The sequence below is a fragment of the Massilia timonae CCUG 45783 genome (assembly GCF_000315425.1).
GTDB classification, from domain to species: Bacteria; Pseudomonadota; Gammaproteobacteria; order Burkholderiales; family Burkholderiaceae_D; genus Telluria; species Telluria timonae.
Genome location: NZ_JH992925.1, coordinates 290,901 through 315,756, shown reverse-complemented (window position 1 = coordinate 315,756; position 24,856 = coordinate 290,901). Strand labels below are relative to the sequence as shown.

Here is a 24,856-nt window from a genome sequence, read left to right as displayed (position 1 = left end):
GGCTTGGATTGGGCGCTACGATACCACCGTGGCCGCATGCAAAATTCACCCTTTGTCACGAAACGCCGGAAAACCCTAACGTAATGCAAGCCGCATTTTACGGATGCCCTCTTCGCCGTCGATCGTCACCTCGAAACCCAGCTTCTTGACCATGGCGACGATGCGCGAGTTCTGCGGCAGCGCCTCGCCCACGATCTCGCCGGTGCCGCGCGCGCGGCAGTAGCCGATCAGCTTTTCCATCATGATCCGCCCCAGTCCCATGCCCTTCAGGTCGGAGCGCACGGTGACGGCGAATTCGGCGCTGGTGTTGTCGGGGTCGGCCACCACCCGGCCCACCGCCAGCGTCTCGTTCACGCCGTCGGCATTCTTGCGGGTGGCGATGAAGGCCATCTCGCGGTCATAGTCGATCTGGGTGAAGCGCGCCAGCTGCGAGGGCTGCAGCTCGCGGATGCGCACGAACATGCGGTAGCGGATGTCGTCCGGCGTGAGCGCGTCGAAGAACGCCAGGTGGGCCGGACCGTCCTCCGGACGGATCGGGCGCAGCAGCAGCGGCGCGCCATGCCAGTCGATGGTCTCTTCGAGCTCGCGCGGATAGGGACGGATCGCCAGGCGGTCGAGCGTGCTGCCCGAGCGGTCGGCCAGCGCCAGGCGCATCCGCGCGTCGAGCACCGTCGCGCCACGGCTGTCGGCCAGCAGCGGGTTGATGTCGAGTTCGACGATCTCGGGGATGTCGGAGACCAGGCGCGAGACCTGAATCAGCACCGCCAGGATCGCATCCAGGTTGGCCGGCGGACGGTTGCGGTAGCCGGCCAGCAGGCGCGCCACCCGCGTGCGGTCGACCAGGTCGCGCGCCAGCACCAGGTTCAGCGGCGGCAGGGACACCGAATGGTCGTCGGTGACCTCCACCGCCACCCCGCCCTGGCCGAACACCAGCACCGGCCCGAACACCGGATCGGTGGCGGCGCCGACGATCAGTTCGTGGCCGTTGGCGCGCCGGCACATGGCCTGCACCGAAAAGCCGTCGAAGCGCGCCTGCGGGAACAATTCGTCCAGGCGCTTGCGCATCCGCTGGGCGCTGGCGCGCACCGCGTCGTCGGAATCGAGGTCGAGCGTCACGCCGCCGAAGTCCGACTTGTGCATCACGTCGGGGGTCAGTATCTTGACCGCGACCGGATAGCCGATGGCGCGCGCCGCCGCCACCGCGGCCTCGACGTCGGGCGCGGCGCGGGTCTCGACCAGGGCCAGGCCATAGGCGCGCAGGATGGCCTTGGTCTCGGGATCGGACAGCAGCAGGCGTTTGTTGGCGATCGCCTCGCGCACCAGCGCCCGCGCCGCGCTGCGGTCGGGCGCCATGTGGCCGACCATCGAGGGCGGCACTTCCATCAGGAGGTTCTGGTTGCGGCGGTAGTTCACCAGTTGCAGGAAGCCGGCCACGCCGTCTTCGGGAGTGCGGAAGGTCGGCATGCGCGCGCTGGCGGCGATGGTGCGCGCCTCGAGCACCGAGGCGCCGCCGAGCCAGCACGACAGGATCGGGCGCGAGGCGGCGCGCGCCAGCGGCGCGATGGCGTTCGCCACTTCGCGGCTGTCGACGGTGGCGGTCGGCGAATGCACCACCAGCACGGCGTCGACCTGCGGATCCTTGAGCAGGATCTCGAGCGCGGCCGCATAGCGTTCGGGCGGCGCGCCGCCCAGCAGGTTGACCGGCAGGTTGGCCGCGCCTGCGCTGGCCGCACCCGGCAGCAGCGCGTCGAGCCGGGCGACCGAGTCGGGCGACAGCGTGGCGGCAGTGCCCCGGCCATGGCGCAGCGCGTCGCGCGCCAGCACGCCGGGACCCGCGCCGTTGCTGACGATGGCCAGCCGCTCGCCATGCAGCGGGCGGGCATAGGCCAGGGTCTCGACCGCCGCGAACAGCTGCTCGGTGGTGTGTACCCGCAGCATGCCGGCGCGCCGCACCGCGGCGTCGAACACATCGTCCTCGCTGGCCAGGGCCCCGCTTTCGCTGGCCACCGCGCGCACGCCGTCGTCGAGGGCGCGCGACTTGAGCACCAGCACCGGCTTGCTGCGCGCCGCGGCGCGCGCGGCCGACATGAACTTGCGCGCGTAGCGCAGCTGGTCGACATACAGCAGGATGGCGCCCGCGTGGCCGTCGCTGGCCAGGTAATCCAGCACGTCGCCCAGGTCGACGTCGCTCGAGTCGCCCAGCGAGATGAAGTGAGAGAAGCCGATGCCGCGCGTGCGCGCCCAGTCCAGCACGCCGGTCATGAGGGAACCGGATTGCGAGACGAAGGCGATCCGCCCCGGCAGCGCCCCGCTGTGGGCCACGCTGGCGTTCAGGCCGAGGCCGGGCGCCAGCAGGCCGGCGCTGTTCGGCCCGAGCAGGCGCAGCAGATAGGGATGGGCCGCATCGAGCGCGGCCTGGCGCAGGCTGCGCCCGCGACCATCGCGCGCCCTGGCCATGCCGCTGCTGAGCACCACGGCCGCGCGCGTGCCGCGCTCGCCCAGCTGGCGAACCAGCTGCGGCACGCTCGCCGGCGGCGTGCAGATCACGGCCAGCTCGGGCGCCTCGGGCAGGTCGGCCACGCTGTCGTAGCAGGGCAGCTCGCCGACCTGCTCGTACTTCGGGTTGACCGCGTACAACTTGCCCTTGAAGCCGCCGCCCAGCAGGTTCTCGAGCAAGGTCGTGCCCATGCTGCCGGGACGCTCGGAGGCGCCGATCAGGGCCACCGATTTCGGCGCGAACAGGTAGTGCAGGTTGCGGACGCTCATTGATGGGGCCTTTCCAGCGGCAAGTAGTGACTCATCGTATCAAACGCCGTGACCCGACGGCGCGTCGAAGCCGGGGCTTGCCGCCCGGGGCGCCGGGCGTGCTAGAATCGCCGCGTGAAATATTCCGTCCGTCTCCTGTTCGTATGGCTGATGCTGCTGGCGATCCCGTTCCAGGGAATCGCTTCGGCCGCCATGCTCGCGTGCGCGCATGATGCGCCGCAAGGGACGCAGCAGGCCGCGCATGCGACGCCTCACCACGATGCCGCAAGCAGCCCTTGCCACGAGACGCAGAAGATGCGCGACGGGGCATCCGACCTTGCCCAGGATACGCACGATCACGATGGCAATTGCAGCGCCTGCACCGTATGCTGCATGGGCGCCGCCATGGCGCCCGCGGCAAGCCTCGACCCGCCGGCGCCATCGCTGGCCAAAGCCCTGCTCGTGGCCGCGACCGGCCGCCTTGCCGCGGTCGACCTCGCTCTGCCCGAACGACCGCCCCGCTTCCCGCTCGCCTGATTTCGCCCGCCGCGCGCACCGCGCGGTCCGACGCATTTCATCCGAACGAGGACACCATGTTTACCCACACCGCCGCGCCATGGCGCGCGGCCGCCCTGCTGAGCGCCATGCTTGCGGCCATGCCCGCCGTCGCCCAGCACACCGCCGACAATCCCGCCGCCGGCGTTCCCGAGACGCGCTACCAGAGCGCCCACGTCCAGCGCCCGCCCGTCGCCGCCGCGACCACGCCGGACCGCAACTGGCAGGAAAGCAACCGCATCGTGGCCAGCCAGCCGGCGCATGCCCATGACGCCACACATGCCGACCATGCCGACCATTCGGCGCATGCCGGCCACGCCAAGCCTGCGCAGAAGGAACAACCGAAGGCCGACCACCAGGGCCACCACGGGCATGGAGAACACCACTGATGGCCGCCCCGATGATGACGCGCAGCGCGCTGGCCGCGGCTGCCGCCCTGCTGCTGGCCGGCTGCGCCAGCACCGACCCTGAAGCGGCATTGCGCATCAGCGCCGACGAGGCGCGCGAGCGCACCGGCGTCGAGGCGCGCCTGCTGAGAAGCGACGACGACCGGCGCGCGCTGGCGCATGAAATCGACGCCCTGCTCAGGGAGCCACTCGGCCTGGACGCCGCCGTGCGCATCGCCGTCCTGAATCACCCCGGCCTGCAGGCGAGCTACTGGGACGCCGGCATCGCCCAGGCCGACCTGGCCCAGGCCGCGCGCCTGCGCAATCCCTCGTTCGGGTTCTCGCGCATGGATGGCGGCGGCAGCCGCGAGATCGAGCGCGGCGTGTCGCTCGACCTGGCGGGCCTGCTCACCATGCCGCTGCGCCAGCGCATGGCCGAGCGGCGCCACCAGGAGACCACCCTGCAGGTGGCCGCCGCCATCGAGCGCCACGCGATCGCCACCCGGCGCGCCTGGATCGAGGCCGTGGCCGCCGGCCAGGCGCTCGAGTACGCGCGCCAGGTCGCCGCGGCCGCCGACGCCTCGAGCGAACTGATGGAACGCATGACCCTGGCCGGCAATGCCAGCGCGCTCGACCTGGCGCGCGAATCGGCCTTCCATGCGGAAGCCGGCGCCGCCGTGCTGCGCGCCGGCCGCGCGCGCGACGCCGCGCGCGAGCACCTGACGCGCCAGCTCGGCCTGTGGGGCTTTCATGCCGGCTATGCGCTGCCGGAACGCCTGCCCGAACTGCCCGCCCGGCCGGTGGAACTGGCCGGCATCGAGCGCCTGGCGCTGGAACGGCGGCTCGACGTGCGCGCCGCGCGCGCCGCCGCCGCCGGCACCGCCGCCGACCTGGGCCTGACGCGCGCCACGCGCATGGTCAACGTGCTCGACCTGGGCTATGCCAGCAAGAGCGAGACCGGCGAAGCGCGCAGCGAAGGCTATGACATCTCGCTCGAACTGCCGCTGTTCGACTGGGGCGGCGCCCGCGTGGCGCGCGCGCAGAGCGTGTACATGCAGGCGCTCGGGCGGGTCGCCGAGACCGCCGTGAATGCGCGCAGCGAGGCGCGCGCCGCTTACCTGGGCTACCGCGCCAGCCATGACGTGGCGCGCCACTACCGCGACCAGGTGATCCCGCTGCGCCAGAAAATCGCAGGCGAGACCCTGCTGCGCTATAACGGCATGCTGGCCAGTCCCTTCGAGCTGCTGGCCGATGCGCGCGAGCAGGCGGCGGCGGTGCACGCCACCATCGACGCCCTCAAGGATTTCTGGCTGGCCGAGGCCGACCTCGAAGCCGCGCTGGGAGGACGCCTGCCCGCCCCCGCCCCCGCACCAGCACCAGCTACCAAGCACGGCCACGCACACGACCACAAGGAAGCACAATGACCAATCGCAGATCGTTCCTGACCGGCGCCGGCGTGACCATGCTCGGCGCCTCGCTGGTGAGCCGCGCCGGCGCCGCCGCGCTGCCCGAAGCCCCCGTCCACACCTCCGCCGCCACCGCGGCCCCGCTGGCGCCGCCGGGCGGGCGTCCCTACAACCCGGTCGTGACCCTCAACGGCTGGACCCTGCCCTGGCGCATGAAGGACGGCGTCAAGGAATTCCACCTGGTGGCCGAACCCGTGGTGCGCGAGCTGGCGCCCGGCATGCAGGCCAATCTGTGGGGCTATAACGGACAGAGCCCCGGCCCCACGATCGAGGTGGTGGAAGGCGACCGGGTGCGCATTTTCGTGACCAACAAGCTGCCCGAGCACACCAGCGTGCACTGGCACGGCCAGTTGCTGCCGTGCGGGATGGACGGCGTCACCGGCCTCACGCAGCCCGGCATCCAGCCAGGTAAAACCTTCGTCTACGAATTCGTGGCGCGCCACGCCGGCACCTTCATGTACCACCCGCACGCCGACGAGATGCAGCAGATGGCGATGGGCATGATGGGCTTCTGGGTCACGCACCCGAAGAATCCGCGCCAGCACGCCGTCGACCGCGATTACGTGATGCTGCTGTCGTCCTACGACATCGAGCCGGGCAGCTACACCCCGCGCACCAATACCATGCTCGACTTCAACCTGTGGACCATCAACAGCCGCGTGTTCCCGGGCCTGGATCCGATGGTCGCACGGCTGAACGACAAGGTGCGCATCCGGGTCGGCAACCTGACCATGACCAACCACCCGATCCACCTGCACGGCCACCGCTTCGAAGTGGCCGGCACCGACGGCGGCTGGGTGCCGAAGTCGGCGCGCTGGCCGGAGGTGACCACCGACGTCGCCGTGGGCCAGATGCGGGCGATCGAGTTCGTGGCCGACGCGCCCGGCGACTGGGCCTTCCACTGCCATAAATCGCACCACACGATGAACGCGATGGGGCATGACGTGCCGACCCTGATCGGGGTCGACCACCGCGGCGTGGCCGAGAAGATCAACAAGCTGGTGCCGGGCTATATGGTCATGGGCGACAAGGGCGGCTCGATGGGCGACATGAAGATGGCGCTGCCGCACAACACGCTGCCGATGATGAGCGGCGACGGCCCCTTCGGCAACCTGGAGATGGGCGGCATGTTCACGGTGCTGAAGGTACGCGAAGGCTTGCAGCGCGGCGACTACCGCGATCCCGGCTGGTACAGCCATCCCGCCGGCAGCGTCGCGCGCGAATGGACCGGCGACGTGCCGGCGCCCGCCAGCGCACCGGCGGCCACCCCTGCGGCGCCGGCCGGCCCGGCACTCAACGCGCGCAAGCCGGGCCCGAAGGACCACGGCGGCCACCATCACTGAGCGCGCGGCTGCTCCTGCGCCACCTTGCGCAGCAGCTCGAGCAGCTGCTGCGGCGCGACCGGCTTGGTGCAGTGCTCGTCGAAGCCGGACGCCAGCGAAGCAGCGCGGTCTTCCTGCCGGCCGCGTCCCGTGACCGCGACCAGGTAGGGCCGCGGACGCCTGGCCGACAGGATGGCCGCCACTTCGAGTCCGCTCATCTCGGGCATGCCCAGGTCGAGCACGGCGATGTCGGCGCCCTGTTCGTTATACAGTCGCAGCGCCTGGGCGCCGTCGTGCGCCACCGTCACGCTCGCGCCTTCGGAGCGCAGCAGCCAGCACAGCGACTCGGCGGCGTCGAGGTTGTCGTCGGCCACCAGGATGCGCTTGCCGACGACGGCGCCGCCGGCCGCCTGGCCTTCGGCCTGGGCCTCGGGCGCGGCCGCCTCGCACAGCGGCAGGCGCACGATGAAGGTGGCGCCCTGTCCCGGCCCCTCGCTGTCGGCGTGGATGCTGCCGCCATGCAGCTCGACGAAACCCTTGGCCAGCGACAGCCCGATCCCCAGGCCGCCCTGGGCCAGGTGGCGCGCGCTGCTGACCTGCACGAAGGCATCGAACACGCGCTCGATCATGCCGCGATCCAGGCCGACCCCATTGTCGGCCACCCACGCCACCGCCTCGCCGTTCTCCGAGCGCAGCCCGATCTCGAGCGCCCCGCCGGGCGGCGTGTACTTGGCCGCATTGTTGATCAGGTTCGCGAACACCTGGGTCAGGCGCAGCGCGTCGGCCTCGACCCACAGGGGTTCGTCGACCAGCCTGAGCGCCACCTGGTGACGCCCGCTCTCGATCAGCGGCATGCTGGCCTGCAGGGCGTCGCGGATCAGGCGTCCCAGTTCGACCCGCGCGCGCCGCAGCTCGATCTTGCCGCGCCCGATGCGCGAGACGTCCAGCAGGTCGTCCAGCAGGCGCGCCATCTGGGCCGCCTGGCGCCCGACCATGGAGGCGATCCACTCGATGCGCTCGGGCGGCAATGACTTGACGCGCAGGAGCGAGGCCGCGTTGGCGATCGGCGCCAGCGGATTGCGCAGCTCGTGCGCCAGCGTGGCGATGTACACGTCCTTGCGCTGGTCGGCTTCGCGCAGGCCATCCATCGCCTGTTCGCGCTCGGTCACGTCCAGCACCAGCGAGAACACGGTCAGGATGTCGCCGGCCTCGTCGACCAGCACCGAGTTGTACCATTCGCAGCACAGCACGCGGCCGTCGCGGGTGCGGTTGCGGTTGCTCGATTTGGCGTGGCGGGTGGGCGAATCGAGCAGGCGCCGGATCATTGCCCCGACCTGGTCGGCGTCGCCCTCGTGGATCAGCGGCAGCGCATCGATGCGCTCGCCGATCACTTCGTGCTGGCGCCAGCCGAACAGCTCTTCGGCGCGCCCGTTCCACAGGGTGACGACCAGCTCGCGGTTCCATTCGATCACGGCCAGCGGCGTATGTTGAATCAGGTAGCGCGTCTGGTCCAGCGCACGCGCCAGGGCCGCGCTGGCCTCGGTGCGCTCGGTGATGTCGTCCACCACGATCACCGCCGCCGCCAGTTCGACCGCGCCGTCGCGCAGCGGCGCGCCGCTCACCGTGTAGGCGCGCCGTACGCCGTTGCGCTCGCTTTCCAGCAAGGCCTCGCGAAAGGTCTCGCCGCCGATCGCACGCGCCACCGGATCGCGGATCAGCTCCAGCATGGCTGTCATGCCGGCTTGCGCCACGGATGGCGCCACGGATTGCGCCACATCCTGCGCGCCATCGGCGTCCCCGGGCTGGAAGCAGGCCGCCATCCGGCCGGCCTGGTCGTTGGCCATCACGCAGCGCCCCGCCGCGTCGACGATCAGCACCCCGTCCGGCAACTGCCGCAGCACCGTCCCCAGCAGGCTCTGCCATTGGGCATGGGCGCGGGTTTCCATCATTTCCTGGAAAGTCGCGTGCAGGCGCGCGTGCAGCGCGATATTGTCGATCGCCAGCGCGCCCAGCACGAACAGCGCGGCGGCCAGGCCGTACAGGCGGCCGGCATAGAAGCCCAGGTCGAACATGCCGCCATTGAGCACGCACGACAGCGCCACCTCGAACACCCAGGCCGCCAGCGCCACCGCCAGCCAGGCATCGAGCACGGTGCGCGGGTGCTTGCGCACGATGGCCCACAAGACCCCGACCGACAGCGCCAGCACCGCCCCCGCGATCCAGTGGTACAGCGGCAGCGTGCGGGTTCCCGCCATCACCGGCGGCAGCCAGGCCGCGCCCGAGGTCGACAACAGCACCAGCAGCGCCGCGACCAGCACGATCAGCAAGGCGCCGAAGCGCATGAAGTGCGGCGGCAACGGCGCCGCGTGGGTGCTGCGGGTATAGCCGAGCACGAACAGCGGGAACAGCGCATGCCAGGCGATGTGCAGCCAGGGCGTGGTCTGGTTGTTCCCGCCGAGCACGCCCTGGTCGGCGAACAGGCCCGGAAAGGTCAGCAGGTGGGCGCTGGCGATCAGCGCCGTGAGCAGATACCCCAGCACCAGGATGCCGAGCGCGCGCGAGCGTCCCGTGTGCACGTGACCCAGCAGCAGGATGCCGGTGAGCAGATTGGCGCCGATCAGCACCGCGCCGTAGAGGGGAATGAATTCCGGCGCCCGCGCCAGCGGCACCCCGGCGGCCGGCGCCAGCAGCGCGAAGGCCAGCGCCAGGCAAGCCAGCACCCATACCACGTGGCGCAACTGGGCGCCGCTCGGAGGATGCCTTGCCAGATCCGTCGGTTCCGCCAGAACGCCGTGTCGCATAGATGTCCCCGTGCAGGATCCGGCGGGGCAGCAGGGGTTTGCGGCTGTCCGGGCGGCGCCTGGTGTTATTGTCGTTTCAATAAAATATAACGCAATTCCCACTGCATAGGGGGCAGATTCAATATCTAATCGTCCACATTTGATACTGCGTGGCGAAAAAGCCCTAGGCCGGGGCGCGCGCGGTGACCGGATAGCCGGCGCCGTCGATGGCGGCCACGATGCGGTCGAGGTCGGCGTGGCTGCCGATCCGCACGCTGGCCTTGTCGAGGTCGATCGCGACCTTGGCGTCGGCGTCGACCGCCTGCACCGATTTGGTGACGCGGCCCACGCAGTGATTGCAGCTCATGCCTTCCACGGTCAGTTCATACATGCTGTGTTCTCCTGTCGGATGGGACATCGATGTCCCGGTGGTTGAAAAGGGTTCGGATGCGGATACGGTGGCAGCCTCGGGCGTCGCGGCGGCCGGCGCCGGCGCCCAGCGCCGCAGCAGCAGCGCGTTGGCGACCACGCTGACCGAGCTGAGCGCCATCGCGGCGCCGGCCAGCACCGGATCGAGCAGCCCGAAGGCCGCCAGCGGCAGGCCGATCACGTTATAGATGAAAGCCCAGCCCAGGTTCTGGCGGATCTTGCGGTAGGTGCGGCGCGACACCGCGATGGCGTCGGCCACCAGCCGCGGATCGCCGCGCATCAGGGTCACGCCGGCGCTGTGCATGGCGACATCGGTGCCGGTCGCCATCGCCATGCCGACGTCGGCCGCCGCCAGGGCCGGCGCGTCGTTGATGCCGTCACCGACCATCGCGACCTTGCGCCCGCCCTGGCGCAGGCTGGCGACCACCTGCGCCTTGTCCGCGGGCAGCACCTCGGCATGCACGCGCGCGATGCCGAGCGCCTGCGCCACCGTGCGCGCGGCGCCGGGGCTGTCGCCGCTGAGCAGGACCGGCTCGATGCCGGCTGCCTTCAGGCGCGCGACGGCGCTTGATGCGCCCGGCTTGATGCGGTCGCCGAAGGCGAGCAGGCCCAGCACCCGCACCCGGCCGTCGCGGCGCTCGGCCAGCCACGACACGGTGCGTCCGGCCGCTTCATGGCCCTCGGCGCCGGTCGCCGGCACGCCGAGATCGATCATCAGGCGCCGGTTGCCGAGCACGATGGTGGCGCCGTCGACCTCGGCCTCGACCCCACGACCCGGCAAGGCACGCGCGGCGCGCGCCGCTGGCAGCGCCAGGCCCTGGCGCGCCGCCTCCTCGAGCACGGCGCCGGCCAGCGGATGCGAACTGCCCTGCTGCACGGCGGCGGCCAGCGCCAGCAGCCGCGCCGGCTCGCGGCCTTCGTGGGCCACCAGCTGCGGCCGGCCCTCGGTCAGGGTGCCGGTCTTGTCGAACACCACGACGTCCAGCGCATGCGCGGTCTCGAGCGCCTCGGCGTCCTTGATCAGGATGCCGTGGCGGGCGGCCGCGCCGGTGCCGACCATGACCGCGGTGGGCGTGGCCAGGCCCAGCGCGCACGGGCAGGCGATCACCAGCACCGCCACCGCATTGAGCAGCGCCGCCTGCCAGTCGCCGCCCGCCAGGCCCCAGCCCAGCAGGGTCGCCAGCGCGATCGCCAGCACGACCGGCACGAACACCGCGCTGACCCGGTCCACCAGGCGCTGGATCGGCGCCTTGACCGCCTGCGCATCCTCGACCATGCGGATGATCTGCGACAGCATCGTCGCCGCGCCGACCGCCGTCGCCTCGACCAGCAGCAGGCCGTCGGCATTGACGGCGCCGCCGGCCACCCGGTCGCCCGGCTCCTTCGCCACCGGCAGGCTCTCGCCGGTCAGCAGCGACTCGTCCAGGTGGCTGCGGCCGTCGACCACGACGCCGTCGGCCGGCACCCGCGCGCCGGGCTTGACCACCATCAGCTCGCCCACGCGCAGCGCGGCCAGCGCCACCAGCACGTCGTGGCCGTCGCGCCGCACCAGCGCCTCGGCGGGCCGCAGGCGGCCCAAGGCATCGAGCGCGGCCAGGGTCTGGCGCTTGGCGCGGCCTTCCAGCCACTTGCCCAGCAAGACCAGGGTGATCACGACCGCCGACGTTTCGAAATACAGGTGCGGTTCGGGATGGGCGCCGTGCGCGCCCGCGCCCAGCAGGAGGTAGACCGACAGGCCATAGGCGGCGCTGGTGCCGAGCGCCACCAGCAGGTCCATATTGCCGCTGCCGGCGCGCAGCGCCTTCCAGCCGGCGCGGTAGAAGCGTGCGCCGAGCCAGAACTGGACCGGCGTGGCCAGCGCCAGCTGCAGCCAGCCGGGCAGCGCCAGGCGATGACCGAACGCCGCGGCCAGCATCGGCAGCACCAGCGGCAGGCTCAGCAGCATGGCGGCGGCCACCGGCCACCAGGCCGGCAGCGTCGCGCCGGTTTCCTTGCGCCGCGCCGGGGCCGCGCCGGCGGCGTCCGGCAGTTCGAGCTCAGCCTCGTACCCGGCCGCGTGCACGGCCGCCATCAGGATCTCGGGCGCGGCCTGGCCCTGCACGCTGGCCTTCTCGGTGGCCAGGTTGACGCTGGCGCCGCTCACGCCCGGCACCGCGCGCAGCGCCTTCTCGACCCGCGCCACGCAAGAGGCGCAGGTCATGCCTTCGATGTTCAGGACAGTGTTGTTCATTTGCTTGTTCTTTGAATCCATACCAACAGCATAGTCCTTCCCACCATGGGAAGGTCAAGCGTTTGTTATTTAGTTCGCGCGAAGGGCTTGCGCCGGTCGCAGGCACGGGCCCGCCAAACGGAATACAAAGGAGCTGGGCCTCGTTTCGAGGATTCGGCACCGACCCGCGGAGGATCGATGAACGCGCTGATGAAGTCGCCAACCACGCTATTGCTCTGGATACTGATGACGGTCTTGTTGGCCGCCTGCGGCAGCGACGACGACCGGTCCCAGGCCGAACGCGCCGGCATCGGCGCCATCGACCAGGCCGCCGGGGCCACGCCTTTCGTCGCGCAGCTGAGCTATACGCTGGACAACTTCGCCCACCTCGACAGCGTGCGCTACACGATCGCCGGCCGCCCGGGCTCGCATTCGCTGCCGGTCGCGGTCACCTACGACCACGCCTGGCTCGGGCGGCGCGCGGCCTGGGACGCATCTGCCAGGCGCATCGCCTTCCCCGTCTTCGGCCTGTATGCCAGCCACCTCAACGAGCTCACGCTCACGACGCGCTTTCGCGATGGATCCACCCACGTGGCGCAAGTGGCGCTGGCCACCGGCCCCTACACCGGCCCGGCCACCGTCTACGCCACGCCCGAAGTGCGCACCGCGCGCGGGGCGGCTTCGCCCGGTGTCGAGTACATGCTGATCAAGAACGGCGTCACGATGCCGGTCATCCTCGACAGCGACGGCCAGATGCGCTGGGCCGGCGCCGCACCTGGCAGCTCGTTCTCCTCGCTGTTCGGCGACGACGCCTTCTATGTCGGCGACCAGGACGCCCCGCTGCTGCACAAGGTCGACGTCGATGGCAGCGTGCGCAGCAGCCGCCTCGACGACACGCGCTTCACCAACTTCCACCACGAACTGGCGCGCGGCAAGACCGGCTTCCTGGCCGAGCTCGACGCCCTGGTCGGCGGCGTGCAGCTGGTGGAGTCGATCCTGGCCGAGATCGACATCTCGGGGCGGGTGCTCAAGGAATGGGACCTGGGCCAGATCTTCCGCGCGGCGATGCGCGCCGGCGGCGACAATCCCGACAACTTCGTGCGCGACGGCATCGACTGGTTCCACATGAACTCGGCCATCTACGACGCCCACGACAATTCGCTACTGATCTCCAGCCGCGAGAACTTCGTCGTCAAGCTCGACTACGAGACGGGCGCCATCCGCTGGCTGCTGGGCGACACCAGCAAGCACTGGTACGTCAACTATCCGTCGCTGCGCGCGCTGGCGCTGCGCGTCACCGAGGGCAAGGCGCCGATCGGCCAGCATTCGCTGTCGGTCGCGCCGAACCGCGAGCTCATCATGTTCAACAACGGGCTGGCCAGCCTCAACCCGCCCCCGGGCGCGCCAGCGGGCGAAAACCGCAGCTACAGTACGCCGTCGCGCTACGCGATCGACGAAACGGCGCGCACCGCGCGCGAAGTCTGGACCTGGGATGGGGACCGCAAACTACTGTCGAACGTCTGCTCATCCGCCTACGAAGGCGCTGCCGGTCGCTACCTGATGGCCTACGCAGCGCTGGAGACGAACACGCTGGCGCGCTTGATCGCCGTCGACAGCGCCGGCCAGGTGGCCTTCGATTACGCCTACCCGACCACGGCCTGCAACACCGTCTTCATCGCCCAGCCCTTGCGCCTGGAAGACCTGCGCCTGCGCTGAGAGCCTGTTCCGGCAGGTGGGAGTCGCTCCTGGCGCGGCCGGCTTCAACTGCCGACGTTGAACAAGACGCCGACCGCGAGTTCGACCCACAGCGCGGCAAATCCCAGCGCCACCGCACCGACGACGGCGAGCCGCCGCCAAGGCTGCCAGTGCGCCACCCGGCGCGCCGTGCGCAGGCAGGCCAGCCCCGCGCCCGCAAGCAACAGCGCGGCGGCGCCGAAATCACGGCCGGTCCAGGCGACTTCGCGCGTGAATTGCATGGCGACCAGCGGCGCCAGCAGGATCAACGCGGTCGCCAGGCCGACCCGCAGCAGGTCGATGCGCAGCGTGGCCTTGTGCGCGAGGGGCTTCTGTGAGCCAACGGTATGCATTTTGCTCTCCTGAATGAATCTGGTTGACAGCCTGCGCCCGGCAAAGACCCGGCGCCGGTCGGCGCGCATGGCATGTCGGCTATCCTAACCCTGTTGCGGCGCGGGCGGAAGCGGCAGGACGCAGCCGCGTCCCGATTTCTTGGCCTCGTACATCCAGTGGTCGGCTTCCTTGATCAATTCTTCCGGCGTGGGCGCCTGCCCCGGCGCCTGCACCGCGTTCCCGATGCTGGCCCCGACCCGGACCGTCGCGCCGCACAGCTGCACGGGGAGGGAGACCGCCTCGACCAGCTTGCGGCCGACCCGGTGCGCATCGACCAGGCCACCGGCCAGGTCGGCGAGCAGCACCGTGAACTCGTCGCCCGCCAGTCGGAATACGCTGTCGGTGCGCCGCACCGCCTGGCGCAGGCGCTCGGCGATGGCCCGCAGCAAGGCGTCGCCGCCGTCGTGGCCGAGCTGGTCGTTGACCGCCTTGAAGCCGTCCAGGTCGATGAACAGCAGGCCGAGCCGGCCCTGGCCGCGGTCGGCGCGCGCCTGCGCCAGCGGCAGCGCCTCCATCAGCGCGCGCCGGTTCTGCAGGCCGGTCAGCAGGTCGTGCCGGGTCTCGTATTCGCGCTGGGCGTCGCGCTGCCGGCGCAGGGTGACGTCGTGCAGGAAGGCGCTGAAGACGGGTTCGCCGCGCACCTCGTGGCGGCGGATGCGCACCTCGACCGTGAGCCGGCTGCCGTCGCGCCGCAGCGCCGGCAGCTCGACCCGGCGGTCGAGGATGCGCGAGGTGCCGGTGCGCAGGTAGAGCTGCATGCCGTCGCGGTGGGCGCCGGACAGCTCGGCCGGGATGATCAGCGCCTCGAGCGGCCGGCCCAGCGCTTCCTTCGCGCTCCAGCCGAAGGTCTGCTCGGCCTGGCGGTTCCAGGCGGTGACCCGGCCTTTGCGGTCCAGGCTGATGTAGGCGTCGTTGGCGTTGTCGATCACGCTGCGCAGTTCTTCCTCGCGCTCGCCGAGCTCGCGCGTGCGCGCCTCGACCCGCCGCTCGAGATCGGCGTGCAGGCGCGCCAGTTCTTCTTCCGCCAGCTTTTGCGCGTGGATGTCCTTGATCACCGACACATCGTATTCGGGACGCCCGGCGGGGTCGCGCTTGCGCTTGACGTCGACCTCGACCCACACCGGCGAACCGTCCCTGCGCAGGTAGCGCTTCTGGCGCCGCAGCGCGTCGATCTCGCCCCGTGCCAGACGCCCCATCAGGGCCGCGTCTTCGGCGCGGTCGTCCTCGTGGGTGACGTCGGCGAAACCGCGTCCCTGCAGCTCGTCGGCCGTATAGCCGAGCAGCTCGCTCAGCGCCCGGTTGATGCTGATCCAGCGCCCGTCCGGCGTCGTCAGCGCGATGCCGACGCTGGCGATCTCGAACACGGCGCGAAAGCGGGCCTCGCTCGCGTCCAGCACCGCGTCGCTGTGCTGCAGCCGCGAGCGCGCCGCCGCCAGCCGCTCGCGGTACTGCACCTCGCGCATGATGATGGCGGCCAGGTCGACCAGCACCGCCTTCTGCTCGGCGTCGAGCTGGCGCGGCACGACATCGATCGCGCACAGGGCGCCCAGCGCCGGCCCGGCGCTCGAACGCACCGGCACGCCGGCGTAGAAGCGGATGGCGGGCGCCCCGGCGACCAGCGGATTGTCGGCGAAGCGCGGGTCGTGGCGCGCAACCGGCACCACCAGCGGCTCGTCCTGCAGGAGCGTGTGGGCGCAGAAGGCATCCGCGCGCGGCGTTTCGCCGGCCTCGATGCCCACCCGCGACTTGAACCACTGGCGCTCGGCGTCGATCAGCGAGAACGCCGCCATCGGCACCTCCAGCAGGCGGCTGGCCAGACGGACCACCCGGTCGAAGACGAGCTCGGCCGGCGTGTCCAGCAGGTCGAGCTCGCGCAGCAGCGCGAGACGCTCGTGTTCATCGGGAGGCGGGGCGGCTGCAATCATGGCTCAAGAAAGAATCATCTCCAGGTCGCTCGCCGAATGGCCGTACCTTACTGTAGCAGAGCAGACACCCGATCCCCCGCACATGATGGCTGGAGCGTCCCGCCCGGCGGGATGGCAAAAATTTGTTACAAGTTTACGCGCAAGAATTTATATACTTGCGCCGTGCGAACATTCATTTGTCTACCATGCGAATCCTGCCCTTCCTGCCGTGCGCCCTGCTCTGCCTCGCCGTGTTCCAGCCAGCCGCCGCCGGCATGGCGGAAGACGTCACCCTGTCCGGCGCGCCCAAACCCGCATCCGCCGTATCCATGCCGGGTATGACCGGCGCCGCGCGTGATGTCGAGGCCATGCGCGAGGCCATGCGCGCGGCCGTGCGCGCGGCCGAGCAGCGGCGCGCCCAGGCCGTGTCCAGCCGCGACGTGGCCACCCTGCGCCACTTGATCAGCCGCGACTATTACCACGTCGAGACGCGCGGCCGCGCCCGCACCAGGACCGAGTTCCTGCAACTGCTGACGCGCGACGAATACGAGTTCCGCTCCTACGAAGTCGACGATACCGAGATCCGGATGCTCGACAATGGCCAGGCGGCGCTGGTCACGGGCCGGTTCCGGGCGGCGGCGCAGGGCGCCGACGGTCCCCGCGACCTGCGCGGACGGTATGTCCGCATGTGGGTGCTGGGGCCGGAGGGATGGCGCAATACCATGCAGCAGACCACCGAAATCCGCCCGCTCGCGGCCCAGCGCGACCTCCGGACACAGCGCTGAGCCCTCGCCCCTTCTCCTGGCCGGCCAGACGGGCCGGCACGGCCTCCGATGCTTGTCGGCCACGGCCACGTTCAATTTCCATGTGACTGCTTGTCAAGGCGACGTGATGCATCTATCATGAGAATGATTATCATTTGCTGTCTCATTTACAGCTTCCATCATTCTTGCCACGCCCAACCAGCGCGACCATGACCTCACTCACTCTGACGCCCCGCCACATCGCCTCGCGCACCGCGGTGGCCATCCTCGGCGGCTACGCCTTCACCTGGGGCGTCGTCGCCCTGGGCATCGCCCTGCTGTACAGCGCCGGCATGGAATTCCACGATGCCGAGCACCTGTCTTACATTATCGGTTTCCTGGTCTTCCTGACCGCCTTCCTGGTGGCCTTCGCCACCCAGGGGCTGCGCAAGGTAGCGCTGGTGCTGGTGGGCGGCGGCGCGCTGATGAGCGCGGTGGCCTGGTGGCTGCAGAGCCTGATCATTGCGTCGGGGGTCTGACATGTTTCCCAACTTCCGCCATACGATGGCCTGGCTGCACACCTGGTTCGGCCTGGCGCTGGGCCTGGTGCTGATGGTCGTGTTCTTCTTCGGCTCGCTGTCCGTGTTCGACCGCGAGATCGACCGCTGGGCCATCCCCGACACCCGCTACGAACCGCAGCCGATGCCGTCGTTCGACAAGATGCTGGCGCCGATCTTCAAGGAGATGCAGCCCGACGCCGCGGCCCGCGCCATGACGGCGCCGCTGGCCGACGGCCCGCTGCCGGCCCACTTCGACACGCCGCGCAGCTGGGGCGCATACACCACCCACCGCGATCCGGTGCTGCTGCTGTTCGCCGGCTACGAAGTGCCGAATGCGAAAGACCATGAAACGGCGATCTGGGCCAACCGCACGGTCGATCCGCGCACGGGCGAGGCCCTGCCGGTGGACCGCCTCAAGATCGGCAGCGAATTCTTCTATCCGCTGCACTACAGCCTGACCCTCGACTGGAAGAACGTCGGCTACTGGATCGTGGGCTTCTCTGCCCTGATGATGCTGATGGCCCTGGTCACCGGCGTCATCATGCACCGCAAGATCTTCCGCGAACTGTTCACCTTCCGCCCGAACAAGAGCACCCAGCGCAGCATGCTCGACCTGCACAACCTGACCGGCGTCGTGGCCCTGCCCTTCCACTTCTTCTTCGCCTTCACCGGCCTGGTGATCTTCGCCTATATCTATTTCCCGGTCACGCATACCCAACTGACCCCGCTGCACGACCGCCATGAAATGATGGAATCGAAGGAAACCGGCCTGCCGCACGACCGCGCCGGCGTGGCGGCCCCGCTCGCCTCGGTCGACGCCATGGTGGCCGAAGCGCAGCGCCGCTGGGCCGCCAAGGGCATGGCCGGCGACGTCGGCTACCTGAACATCCAGCACGTGGGCGACGCCAACGGCTATGTCAGCGTGTACCGCGCCGGCACCGACCGCGTCCAGCTGACCGGCGAAGGCATCCACTTCAAGGCCTCCACCGGCGAGCTGCTGCGCGAGGATCCGCCGCCGACCGTGGTGGCGCGCATCAATGAATTCCTGACCGGCCTGCACCTGCAGCACTTCAAGCACTGGCTGCTGCGCTGGCTGTACGTGCTGGGCGGCCTGTCGGGCGCGGCCTGCATCGCCACCGGCCTGTTCTTCTTCGTCGAGAAGCGCAAGCGCCAGCACGCCAGGCAGGGCGTGAGCGGCGCGCGCGTGGTCGACGCGCTGGCCGTCACGGTCGTCACCGGCATGCTGGTGGCCACCCTGACGATGCTGATCGCCAACCGCCTGCTGCCCGACGTCATGCCGGCCGGCTGGCCGCTGCGCGGCGCCATGGAGAAATACCTGTTCTGGGGCAGCTGGGTGGCGGCTGGCGCGCACGCCTTCTGGCGCACCGCCGCGGTCGCCGAGGGCCGCCTGGCCCCGGCCTGGCGCGAGCAGTGCCTGGCCATCGCCGTGCTGGCGGTGACGGCGCCGGTGCTCAACTGGATCACCACCGGCGACCACCTGCTGCGCACGGTCGCCTCCGGCTACTGGCCGGTGGCCGGCGCCGACCTGTTCATGCTCACCAGCGCCGCGCTGGCGCTGCTGGCCGCGCGCAAGCTGCGCCAGCGCGCAGCGCGCCCGCTGGCGCTCAAGAACGTGACCCTGGAGGCCGGCCATGCCTGACGCGCTGCTCCTGCTGCTGGCCCTGCTGGCCTGCGTCGCCGGCATGGGGTGGCTCGCCCTGTCGATGGACGTGCACTGGACCCAGGCAAGGGGCGCGGCGCCTCTTTCCCCGGCCCTGGCCAAGACCCTGCGCCTGGGCGGCGCCGCCGCCCTGCTGCTGTCGCTGGTGCTCTGCCTGACGGTGGATTCGCCGTCGATCGCGGTGCTGGTATGGTTCATGGCGCTGGCCGGCGCCACGCTCACGATCGCCTTCACGCTCACCTGGCGCGCCAGCATCCTCGGGATGCTGGTATTCTGGACAGGATCAGGCGCCCGGTGAGTCATCCCTGGGGTGCGCGGCCGCACGCCCCGTCCTGCTTGCCGGTTTTGCCCGCATGGCACGTCGCTGGAACGGCGCGATCGAGAGGGTCGCGCATTTCACTTGACCTCAAGCACGCTTGAGGTTGTGTAATACGACCTGACCATGCAAACCGCGGGACCGACCGGTCCCGGTGCAACGTTTCATGCCGGAACAGTGTTCCCAACCATCTGAACGGAGAATGATCATGCCTTATGCACTGCCGCCACTGCCGTACGCCTACGATGCCCTCGAGCCGCATTTCGATGCGCGCACGATGGAAATCCACCACACCAAGCACCACCAGACCTATATCACCAACGTCAACAACGCCCTGGCCGAGGCCAGCGTGGCCGAGGTGCCGGTCGAAGAACTGATCAGCAATATCGGCGCGCTGCCGCAGAACATCCACACCGTGGTGCGCAACAACGGCGGCGGCCACGCCAACCACGCGCTGTTCTGGACCGTGCTGAGCCCGGATGGCGGCCAGCCTTCGGGCAAGCTGGCCAAGGCCATCGAGGACGACCTCGGCGGATTCGACCGGTTCAAGGACGCCTTCACCAAGGCCGCCCAGACCCGCTTCGGTAGCGGCTGGGCCTGGCTGACCCTGGGCAAGGACGGCAAGCTGCTGGTCGAAAGCAGCGCCAACCAGGACAATCCGCTGATGGGCGAGTTCGCCGGCATGTCGGGCGGCACGCCGATCCTGGGCCTGGACGTGTGGGAGCACGCCTATTACCTGCAGTACCAGAACAAGCGTCCTGACTATATCGCGGCCTTCTTCAACATCATCAACTGGGCCGAAGTCGAGCGTCGTTACGATGAGGCGTTGGGCAGCCAGGCCGGCTAAGTCGACCGGCTGCTGAAAAAGGGCGCGCCCTCCGGCGCGCCCTTTTGCATGCGACTGTCGATCCAACCGCCCGCCGCGGACTTACAGTTTCACGTTCAGCGATACATACGCCGCGCGACCGTTGCCCGACGAATACATCGGTTGGGCCTGACCGGCCGGCCACCAGTACTCGTCGTACCACGCATATTCGTAACGACGGTCGGCCAGGTTCTTGACCTGCAGGTCGATGCTCACGCGTGGCGTGATTGCATACGACACATTGGCATCGAACAACACGAAGCCGCCGTACTTGCCGAGCTGGTTCGCACGGTCGATGTAGTAATCTCCCTGCGCCCGGCCCTGCAGGCCGAGGTGCCAGCGCTCGGACGGATGGTAGTCGAGGCCGACGTTGCTGATGTAGCGCGGCGTCGAAAACAGTTCCTTGCCGGCCAGCGAAACGCCGGCGTCGGTCATGGCGCTCACCGCCTCGGCCTTCTGGAGCGAATGCGACGCCCAGACCTGGAGCCGGTCCGACAGGCGGCCAGACAATTGCAGGTCGATGCCCTCGCGCCGCGTCTCGCCGAGCGCCACCGAGGTGCCGGTGGCCGGCATGTTCGCCGCCTCGCCGGAGGCGTCCTGGCGCCAGATCGCCAGGCGCAGGTCGGAACGCGCGCTCGGCTTGAGCTTGATGCCGATTTCCTTGCCGGTATTGCTCGAGGCGTCGAACGGCCCCTGCCCCGGCAGCAGGTAGGCCGGCATGACCGATCCGGTCAGAATCTGGAAGGTGCGGCCCCAGTTGGCGTACACGCTGACGTCCTCGGCCGGGGAGTACACCATGCTCAGTTTCGGCTGCTTGATCCAGCCGTAGTCCTGCAGGCCGGCCGATCCGCCGCCGGGCAGCGGATTGCTGCCGGTGAAACGGTCGACCCGGTAACCCGGCACGATGCGCAGCGTGTCGGTGGCCTTGATCACCGCCTGGGCGTAGGCGCCAACGTTGTTCAGGTAATAGCGGTCGTCGTTTTGCACCCGCGCCGGATTGCTGAAATCGGTCGGCATCGCATACGCGTAGCGTGAACGCTTGTAGAAATTGTTCTGGCGCTCTGTGTTCACGCCGCCGTCGACCGTGACACGCTCGCTGGCGCGCCAGGTCAGCGTGCTCATGAAGCCGAACTGGTGCTCATCCCACTCGCGGCGCTGGCGCGGCCCGTTGCCTTCCGGGTTGCTGGTGAAGGTGACGCGGCGGTCGTCGTGGTAATCGTTGTAGTACAGCTTGTTGCTGAGGAAGGCGTCTTTCGAGATTTGCCAGTCCAGGTGGGCACTGGCGTGGTTCATCTCGCGGTAGGTGATGTCGTTGACGTTCTTGGCCGGCGACTGGCGCCGGTCGGCGGCCAGTTCGGTGGCGGTCAAAAAGCCTGGCTCGTCGGCGTCATGCTTGTAGGTGCGCAGCACGATGCCGCCGGTGAGCGACTTGTCCTTCGACGTGAGGAACCACTTGCCGGCCGCCGTGTAGCGCTCCGAATCGCCGTGGCTGCGGCGGTAGCTGTTGGCATCCTGTCTTGCCAAGACATAGTTCTGGGAAAAGCCGTCGGCCTCGCGCCCATAGACCAGTTGGGCTTCGCGCGTGTCGAAGCTGCCGACGGTGAAACGGCCGTCGAAGTAGTTGCCGCCCTGGCGCGTCCCGAGGTTGATGTTGCCGCCGATGTTGTGCAGACCGTAGCGCGGGTCGTTGGTGCCGCGCACCACTTCGACATAGTCGACTTCGAGCGGGAAGATCATATCGATGAAGCGCTGGTTGCCGCTGTTGACATTGCTCGGAATGCCGTCGATCAGCACCTTGATGGCGTTGATATACCCTTCGCCATTGAAGGCGCGGAAGGTCGCCTTGCCCGACTCGGCGCCCATGCGGGTTTCGGTCATCTGGGTGCCCGGCAGCTGCCCGACCAGTTCCCAGCTGCTGGCGACGTGCTTGTCCTCGATCTTGTCGGCGCCGAGCACGTCGACCGAGGTCAGCACGGTGCTCGGACGCAGCGCGCCGGCGTCGCGCTGGGCGCTGACGCGCACTTCGCCCATCACGATCGTGGGGTCGGCGGCGTGGACGGCGGACGCGAGCGAGGACAGGCCCAGCGCCAGGGGGAGGAGCTTTGTTTTCATTATTGAAGTAGAGGAGTACGACGGGAAAGGATGCCAGGGCATCGATTCGATAATGATATCCCATTCTCAATAATTCGGGCAAGCCACACCAGCTTCCGGCTGCGTCTCCTGCTCAGAACGGGCGACCCCGGTAAGCCATGCGCGCCGGCAGCGTCAGCGCCACCCGCGTGCCGCGCCATCCCTCCCGACCGCCGCCGCTGTGGATGTCGAGCCTGGCGCCGATGCGCTCGGCGCGTTCGCGCATGCCGCGCAAGCCCCAGTGGTCGGGGCGGCCCTGCTCGCGCAGCCAGGCCGGATCGATGCCGCGGCCGTCGTCCGTGACCGTCAGCACGAAGGCGGAGCGCCGGTACACGACCTCGATCCTGACCTGCGCGGCCCGGGCATGGGCGAAGGCGTTGCGCAGCGCCTCGAGACCGATCCGGCAAACCTCGTCCAGGACGGCCGGCTGCAGGCGTCGCACCGTCCCACGCACCGCGAATGCGAAGCCGCAGGCCCATTGCGCGGCCAGTTCCTCGCCGGCCGCCGCCAGCGCCTCGTGCAGCTCGCGCGTGTCGAGCGGACCGCCACGCAGCGCGCGCACGCGCTCGCGCCCCTCGACCAGCACCTGGTCGGCGCGCACCAGGGCTTGTTCCAGGCGCGCGCGGGCGGGCGCGTCCGTGGGCAGCGTGTCGGCCGCCGCCTGGAAGCGCAGCACCAGTCCGTGCACGCCCTGCAGCAGGGTGTCGTGCAGCTCGCGCGCGATGCGCTCGCGTTCGCGGTGGCGTTCCTGCAGGCGGTCGCGCACGCGCTCGGCGGCGCGGCGCGCCGTGGCCCGGTAGGCCAGCCGCAGGGCGGCCAGCGCCAGCACGGCGGCGCCGGCCAGGAACAGCGGATGACGGTAGAACGCCTGCGCCACCCTGAACGGCAACACCGCCTCGCGCGGGCTTGGCACGCCATCCTTGTTCAGGGCGATGACGCGAAAGCGATAGGCGCCCGGCGCCAGGCCGGTATAGATGGCCTGGCGCGCACGGCCGGCGTCCACCCAGTCGGTGTCGAAGCCATCCAGCCGGTAGCGAAACCCCAGGCGCTCCGGCGCGGCCAGGCTCGGCGCCGTGTAGTCGATGGCGATGCGCTGCGCCTGTGGCGCCAGACCGAGCGAGGCAGCGGGGTCCACCCGGGCGCCGTCCACGCTGACCGCCTCGATCCCGACCATCGGCCCGGGCTCGGCGGGCGGCAGGCGCGCGGGGTCGAGCGACACCACCCCGCCGCTCGTGGAAAACCACAGCCGGCCATCGGCGCCGCGCACGGCGGTCGGCAACGGCAGCACCTGGTGCGGATCGTTCGCCAGGCCGCCCAGCGCGTCGAAGGAACGATAACGGATCCGGTGGCCGGGCCTGGCCATCGCGCGCCGCAGCTCGGCGGCGCCGATCTGGAAAATGCCCGCCCTGGCATGCAGCCACAGGTCGACATCGGCAGCCCCGGTGGCCGCCGCGACCGGGACGATGGCATAGATGTTGTCGAACGCGCCGTCGTCCGGCAGCGGCAGGCGGCGCAGGCGGCCCGCTTCGACATACGCCAGGCCATGCTGGCCGCCGACCCAGGTGCGGCCCGCGTGGTGCGCCAGCGCGGTGACATGGCCAAGGTCGTCGGACGCGCTCCAGCGCAGCGTCTGCCCGCCGCGGCGCGCTTCGAGCAGGCCGTCGCGGTAGCCGAACCACAACCAGCCGTCGGGCGCGGCCAGCGCGCTGACCGGCATGCGCTGGCTGCCGCGCCCTGGCGCCACGGGCGCGCGCACCCATCCTTGCGCCTCGCGCCGGAACAGGCCCACCTTGTTGATCGAGACCCACAGCACGCCCTGCGCATCGCGCGCCATCGCGCGCACCGGCGCCTGGCCGGCGGCGCCGGGGGCAGGTCGGCCACGAATTCCAGCCGGGCGCCGCGCGCGCGCCAGATGCCGGCCGGACCGGCCATCCAGATGCCGCCTTCGGCGTCGCTGATGGCGCTGTTGACCGGCGCCGGCATTGCCAGCGCCCGCACGCTGCCGCCCTGCAGCCGCAGCGCCGAGCCGCTGCCCGGACCGCCCCACAGGCTGCCGTCGCCGCCGGCGGCCAGCGCCACGTTCAGCGCGCCGGGCGGGAACGCCGACGGCGCCAGGATGCGCGGCCGAAAGCGGTCCAGGCCGGCATTGGTGCCGACCCACAGATTGCCGGCGCGATCCAGGTGCAGCCGCCACACGAAGTCCGAGCTCAGGCCGTGCCTGGCCGTGAAGCGGCTGGCGCCGGCCAGCGCCGCCAGGCCGTCCGGGCGCGCCACGTGCAGCAGGCCGCGGCCGGCCGTGCCGAGCCACAGGCCGCCGGCGCCGTCGAACACGAGGCTGGTTGCGGGCGCATCGAGCGGCGCCGTGCCGGACGACAGCCCATTCTCGTGCAGCACCACGCGGTGCATCCGGCCGCCCCGGCGCTCGGCCAGCCACAGCGCGCCATCGGGCGCCTGCGCGATCTGGCTCACGCCATCGAGCCGCAGGCCGGTGTCGGTGAAGCGCCCGGCGCCCTCGCGCAGGTAATGGAGCTTGCGTTCGCCGGCAACCCACAGCACGCCGTCGCGGTCGACGAACACGGCGCGGGCGCCGGCCTCGTCGACACCCTGGTCGCGGCCGATGCGCCGCCAGGCGCCGTTC

At 70.2% G+C, this 24,856-nt stretch carries 17 protein-coding genes and 1 pseudogene; 10 read left to right on the top strand and 8 right to left on the bottom strand.

Going from position 1 to position 24,856, the window contains the following annotated elements; genetic code table 11:
* Positions 1 to 75 precede the first annotated feature (75 nt).
* Positions 76 to 2,766, bottom strand: a complete 2,691-nt coding sequence (locus HMPREF9710_RS21630) for a bifunctional acetate--CoA ligase family protein/GNAT family N-acetyltransferase (RefSeq protein ID WP_005669931.1) — start codon at positions 2,764 to 2,766, stop codon at positions 76 to 78.
* Between the two features lie 114 nt (positions 2,767 to 2,880).
* On the opposite strand from HMPREF9710_RS21630, the gene HMPREF9710_RS21625 reads away from it, so the two are divergent.
* From HMPREF9710_RS21625 to HMPREF9710_RS21610, 4 genes are read left to right on the top strand one after another with little or no spacing between them, the layout of a single operon-like run.
* The gene (locus HMPREF9710_RS21625; protein ID WP_051205159.1) at positions 2,881 to 3,282 is read left to right on the top strand and encodes a DUF2946 family protein; all 402 of its coding nucleotides are present in this window, start codon (positions 2,881 to 2,883) and stop codon (positions 3,280 to 3,282) included.
* A 56-nt stretch (positions 3,283 to 3,338) separates the two neighbouring features.
* Complete coding sequence (locus HMPREF9710_RS21620) at positions 3,339 to 3,689, top strand: hypothetical protein (protein WP_005669930.1); 351 nt, start codon at positions 3,339 to 3,341, stop codon at positions 3,687 to 3,689.
* Positions 3,689 to 5,110 (top strand): TolC family protein, encoded by a 1,422-nt coding sequence (locus HMPREF9710_RS21615; RefSeq protein WP_005669929.1) that lies wholly within the window; start codon positions 3,689 to 3,691, stop codon positions 5,108 to 5,110. The genes HMPREF9710_RS21620 and HMPREF9710_RS21615 overlap by 1 nt, the downstream gene beginning before the upstream one ends.
* Positions 5,107 to 6,495 carry a multicopper oxidase family protein gene (locus HMPREF9710_RS21610; protein ID WP_005669928.1) on the top strand — a complete coding sequence of 463 codons (1,389 nt, stop codon included), beginning with the start codon at positions 5,107 to 5,109 and terminating at the stop codon, positions 6,493 to 6,495. The genes HMPREF9710_RS21615 and HMPREF9710_RS21610 overlap by 4 nt, the downstream gene beginning before the upstream one ends.
* Here the strand turns inward: HMPREF9710_RS21610 and HMPREF9710_RS26730 are convergent.
* Positions 6,489 to 9,275, bottom strand: coding sequence for a PAS domain S-box protein (locus tag HMPREF9710_RS26730; RefSeq protein ID WP_005669927.1), 2,787 nt, complete (start codon positions 9,273 to 9,275; stop codon positions 6,489 to 6,491). The two genes, HMPREF9710_RS21610 and HMPREF9710_RS26730, sit on opposite strands and share 7 nt — an antisense overlap.
* A gap of 163 nt (positions 9,276 to 9,438) precedes the next feature.
* Positions 9,439 to 11,934 carry a heavy metal translocating P-type ATPase gene (locus tag HMPREF9710_RS21600; protein ID WP_005669926.1) on the bottom strand — a complete coding sequence of 832 codons (2,496 nt, stop codon included), beginning with the start codon at positions 11,932 to 11,934 and terminating at the stop codon, positions 9,439 to 9,441.
* 204 nt (positions 11,935 to 12,138) lie between these two features.
* Here HMPREF9710_RS21600 and HMPREF9710_RS26725 point away from each other — a divergent pair, with 204 nt between their 5' ends.
* Positions 12,139 to 13,608, top strand: coding sequence for an aryl-sulfate sulfotransferase (locus tag HMPREF9710_RS26725; RefSeq protein WP_051205157.1), 1,470 nt, complete (start codon positions 12,139 to 12,141; stop codon positions 13,606 to 13,608).
* Positions 13,609 to 13,652: 44 nt separating this feature from the next.
* On the opposite strand, the gene HMPREF9710_RS21590 is transcribed toward HMPREF9710_RS26725, so the two are convergent.
* On the bottom strand, positions 13,653 to 13,979 hold the full coding sequence (locus HMPREF9710_RS21590; RefSeq protein ID WP_005669924.1) for a hypothetical protein: 327 nt from the start codon (positions 13,977 to 13,979) through the stop codon (positions 13,653 to 13,655).
* An 84-nt stretch (positions 13,980 to 14,063) separates the two neighbouring features.
* On the bottom strand, positions 14,064 to 15,944 hold the full coding sequence (locus HMPREF9710_RS21585; RefSeq protein WP_005669923.1) for a PAS domain S-box protein: 1,881 nt from the start codon (positions 15,942 to 15,944) through the stop codon (positions 14,064 to 14,066).
* A gap of 185 nt (positions 15,945 to 16,129) precedes the next feature.
* On the opposite strand from HMPREF9710_RS21585, the gene HMPREF9710_RS21580 reads away from it, so the two are divergent.
* The 5 genes from HMPREF9710_RS21580 to HMPREF9710_RS21560 all read left to right on the top strand — a co-directional run bounded on the left by HMPREF9710_RS21580 (position 16,130) and on the right by HMPREF9710_RS21560 (position 20,070).
* Positions 16,130 to 16,708 carry a nuclear transport factor 2 family protein gene (locus HMPREF9710_RS21580; RefSeq protein ID WP_005669922.1) on the top strand — a complete coding sequence of 193 codons (579 nt, stop codon included), beginning with the start codon at positions 16,130 to 16,132 and terminating at the stop codon, positions 16,706 to 16,708.
* A 188-nt stretch (positions 16,709 to 16,896) separates the two neighbouring features.
* Complete coding sequence (locus HMPREF9710_RS21575) at positions 16,897 to 17,205, top strand: hypothetical protein (protein ID WP_005669920.1); 309 nt, start codon at positions 16,897 to 16,899, stop codon at positions 17,203 to 17,205.
* A gap of 1 nt (position 17,206) precedes the next feature.
* Positions 17,207 to 18,886, top strand: a complete 1,680-nt coding sequence (locus HMPREF9710_RS21570; protein ID WP_005669918.1) for a PepSY-associated TM helix domain-containing protein — start codon at positions 17,207 to 17,209, stop codon at positions 18,884 to 18,886.
* Positions 18,879 to 19,205 (top strand): DUF3325 family protein, encoded by a 327-nt coding sequence (locus HMPREF9710_RS21565; protein WP_005669916.1) that lies wholly within the window; start codon positions 18,879 to 18,881, stop codon positions 19,203 to 19,205. Before HMPREF9710_RS21570 ends, HMPREF9710_RS21565 begins: the two co-directional genes overlap by 8 nt.
* 226 nt (positions 19,206 to 19,431) lie before the next feature.
* Positions 19,432 to 20,070, top strand: a complete 639-nt coding sequence (locus tag HMPREF9710_RS21560) for a superoxide dismutase (protein WP_005669913.1) — start codon at positions 19,432 to 19,434, stop codon at positions 20,068 to 20,070.
* 81 nt (positions 20,071 to 20,151) lie between these two features.
* On the opposite strand, the gene HMPREF9710_RS21555 is transcribed toward HMPREF9710_RS21560, so the two are convergent.
* The 3 genes and pseudogenes from HMPREF9710_RS21555 to HMPREF9710_RS28950 all read right to left on the bottom strand — a co-directional run.
* The gene (locus tag HMPREF9710_RS21555; protein ID WP_005669911.1) at positions 20,152 to 22,200 is read right to left on the bottom strand and encodes a TonB-dependent receptor; all 2,049 of its coding nucleotides are present in this window, start codon (positions 22,198 to 22,200) and stop codon (positions 20,152 to 20,154) included.
* Positions 22,201 to 22,312: 112 nt separating this feature from the next.
* Positions 22,313 to 24,052 carry a sensor histidine kinase gene (locus HMPREF9710_RS21550; protein WP_005669910.1) on the bottom strand — a complete coding sequence of 580 codons (1,740 nt, stop codon included), beginning with the start codon at positions 24,050 to 24,052 and terminating at the stop codon, positions 22,313 to 22,315.
* Positions 24,053 to 24,393: 341 nt separating this feature from the next.
* Positions 24,394 to 24,624 (bottom strand): annotated as a pseudogene (locus HMPREF9710_RS28950) (hypothetical protein); the annotation flags it as partial.
* Positions 24,625 to 24,856: the final 232 nt, after the last annotated feature.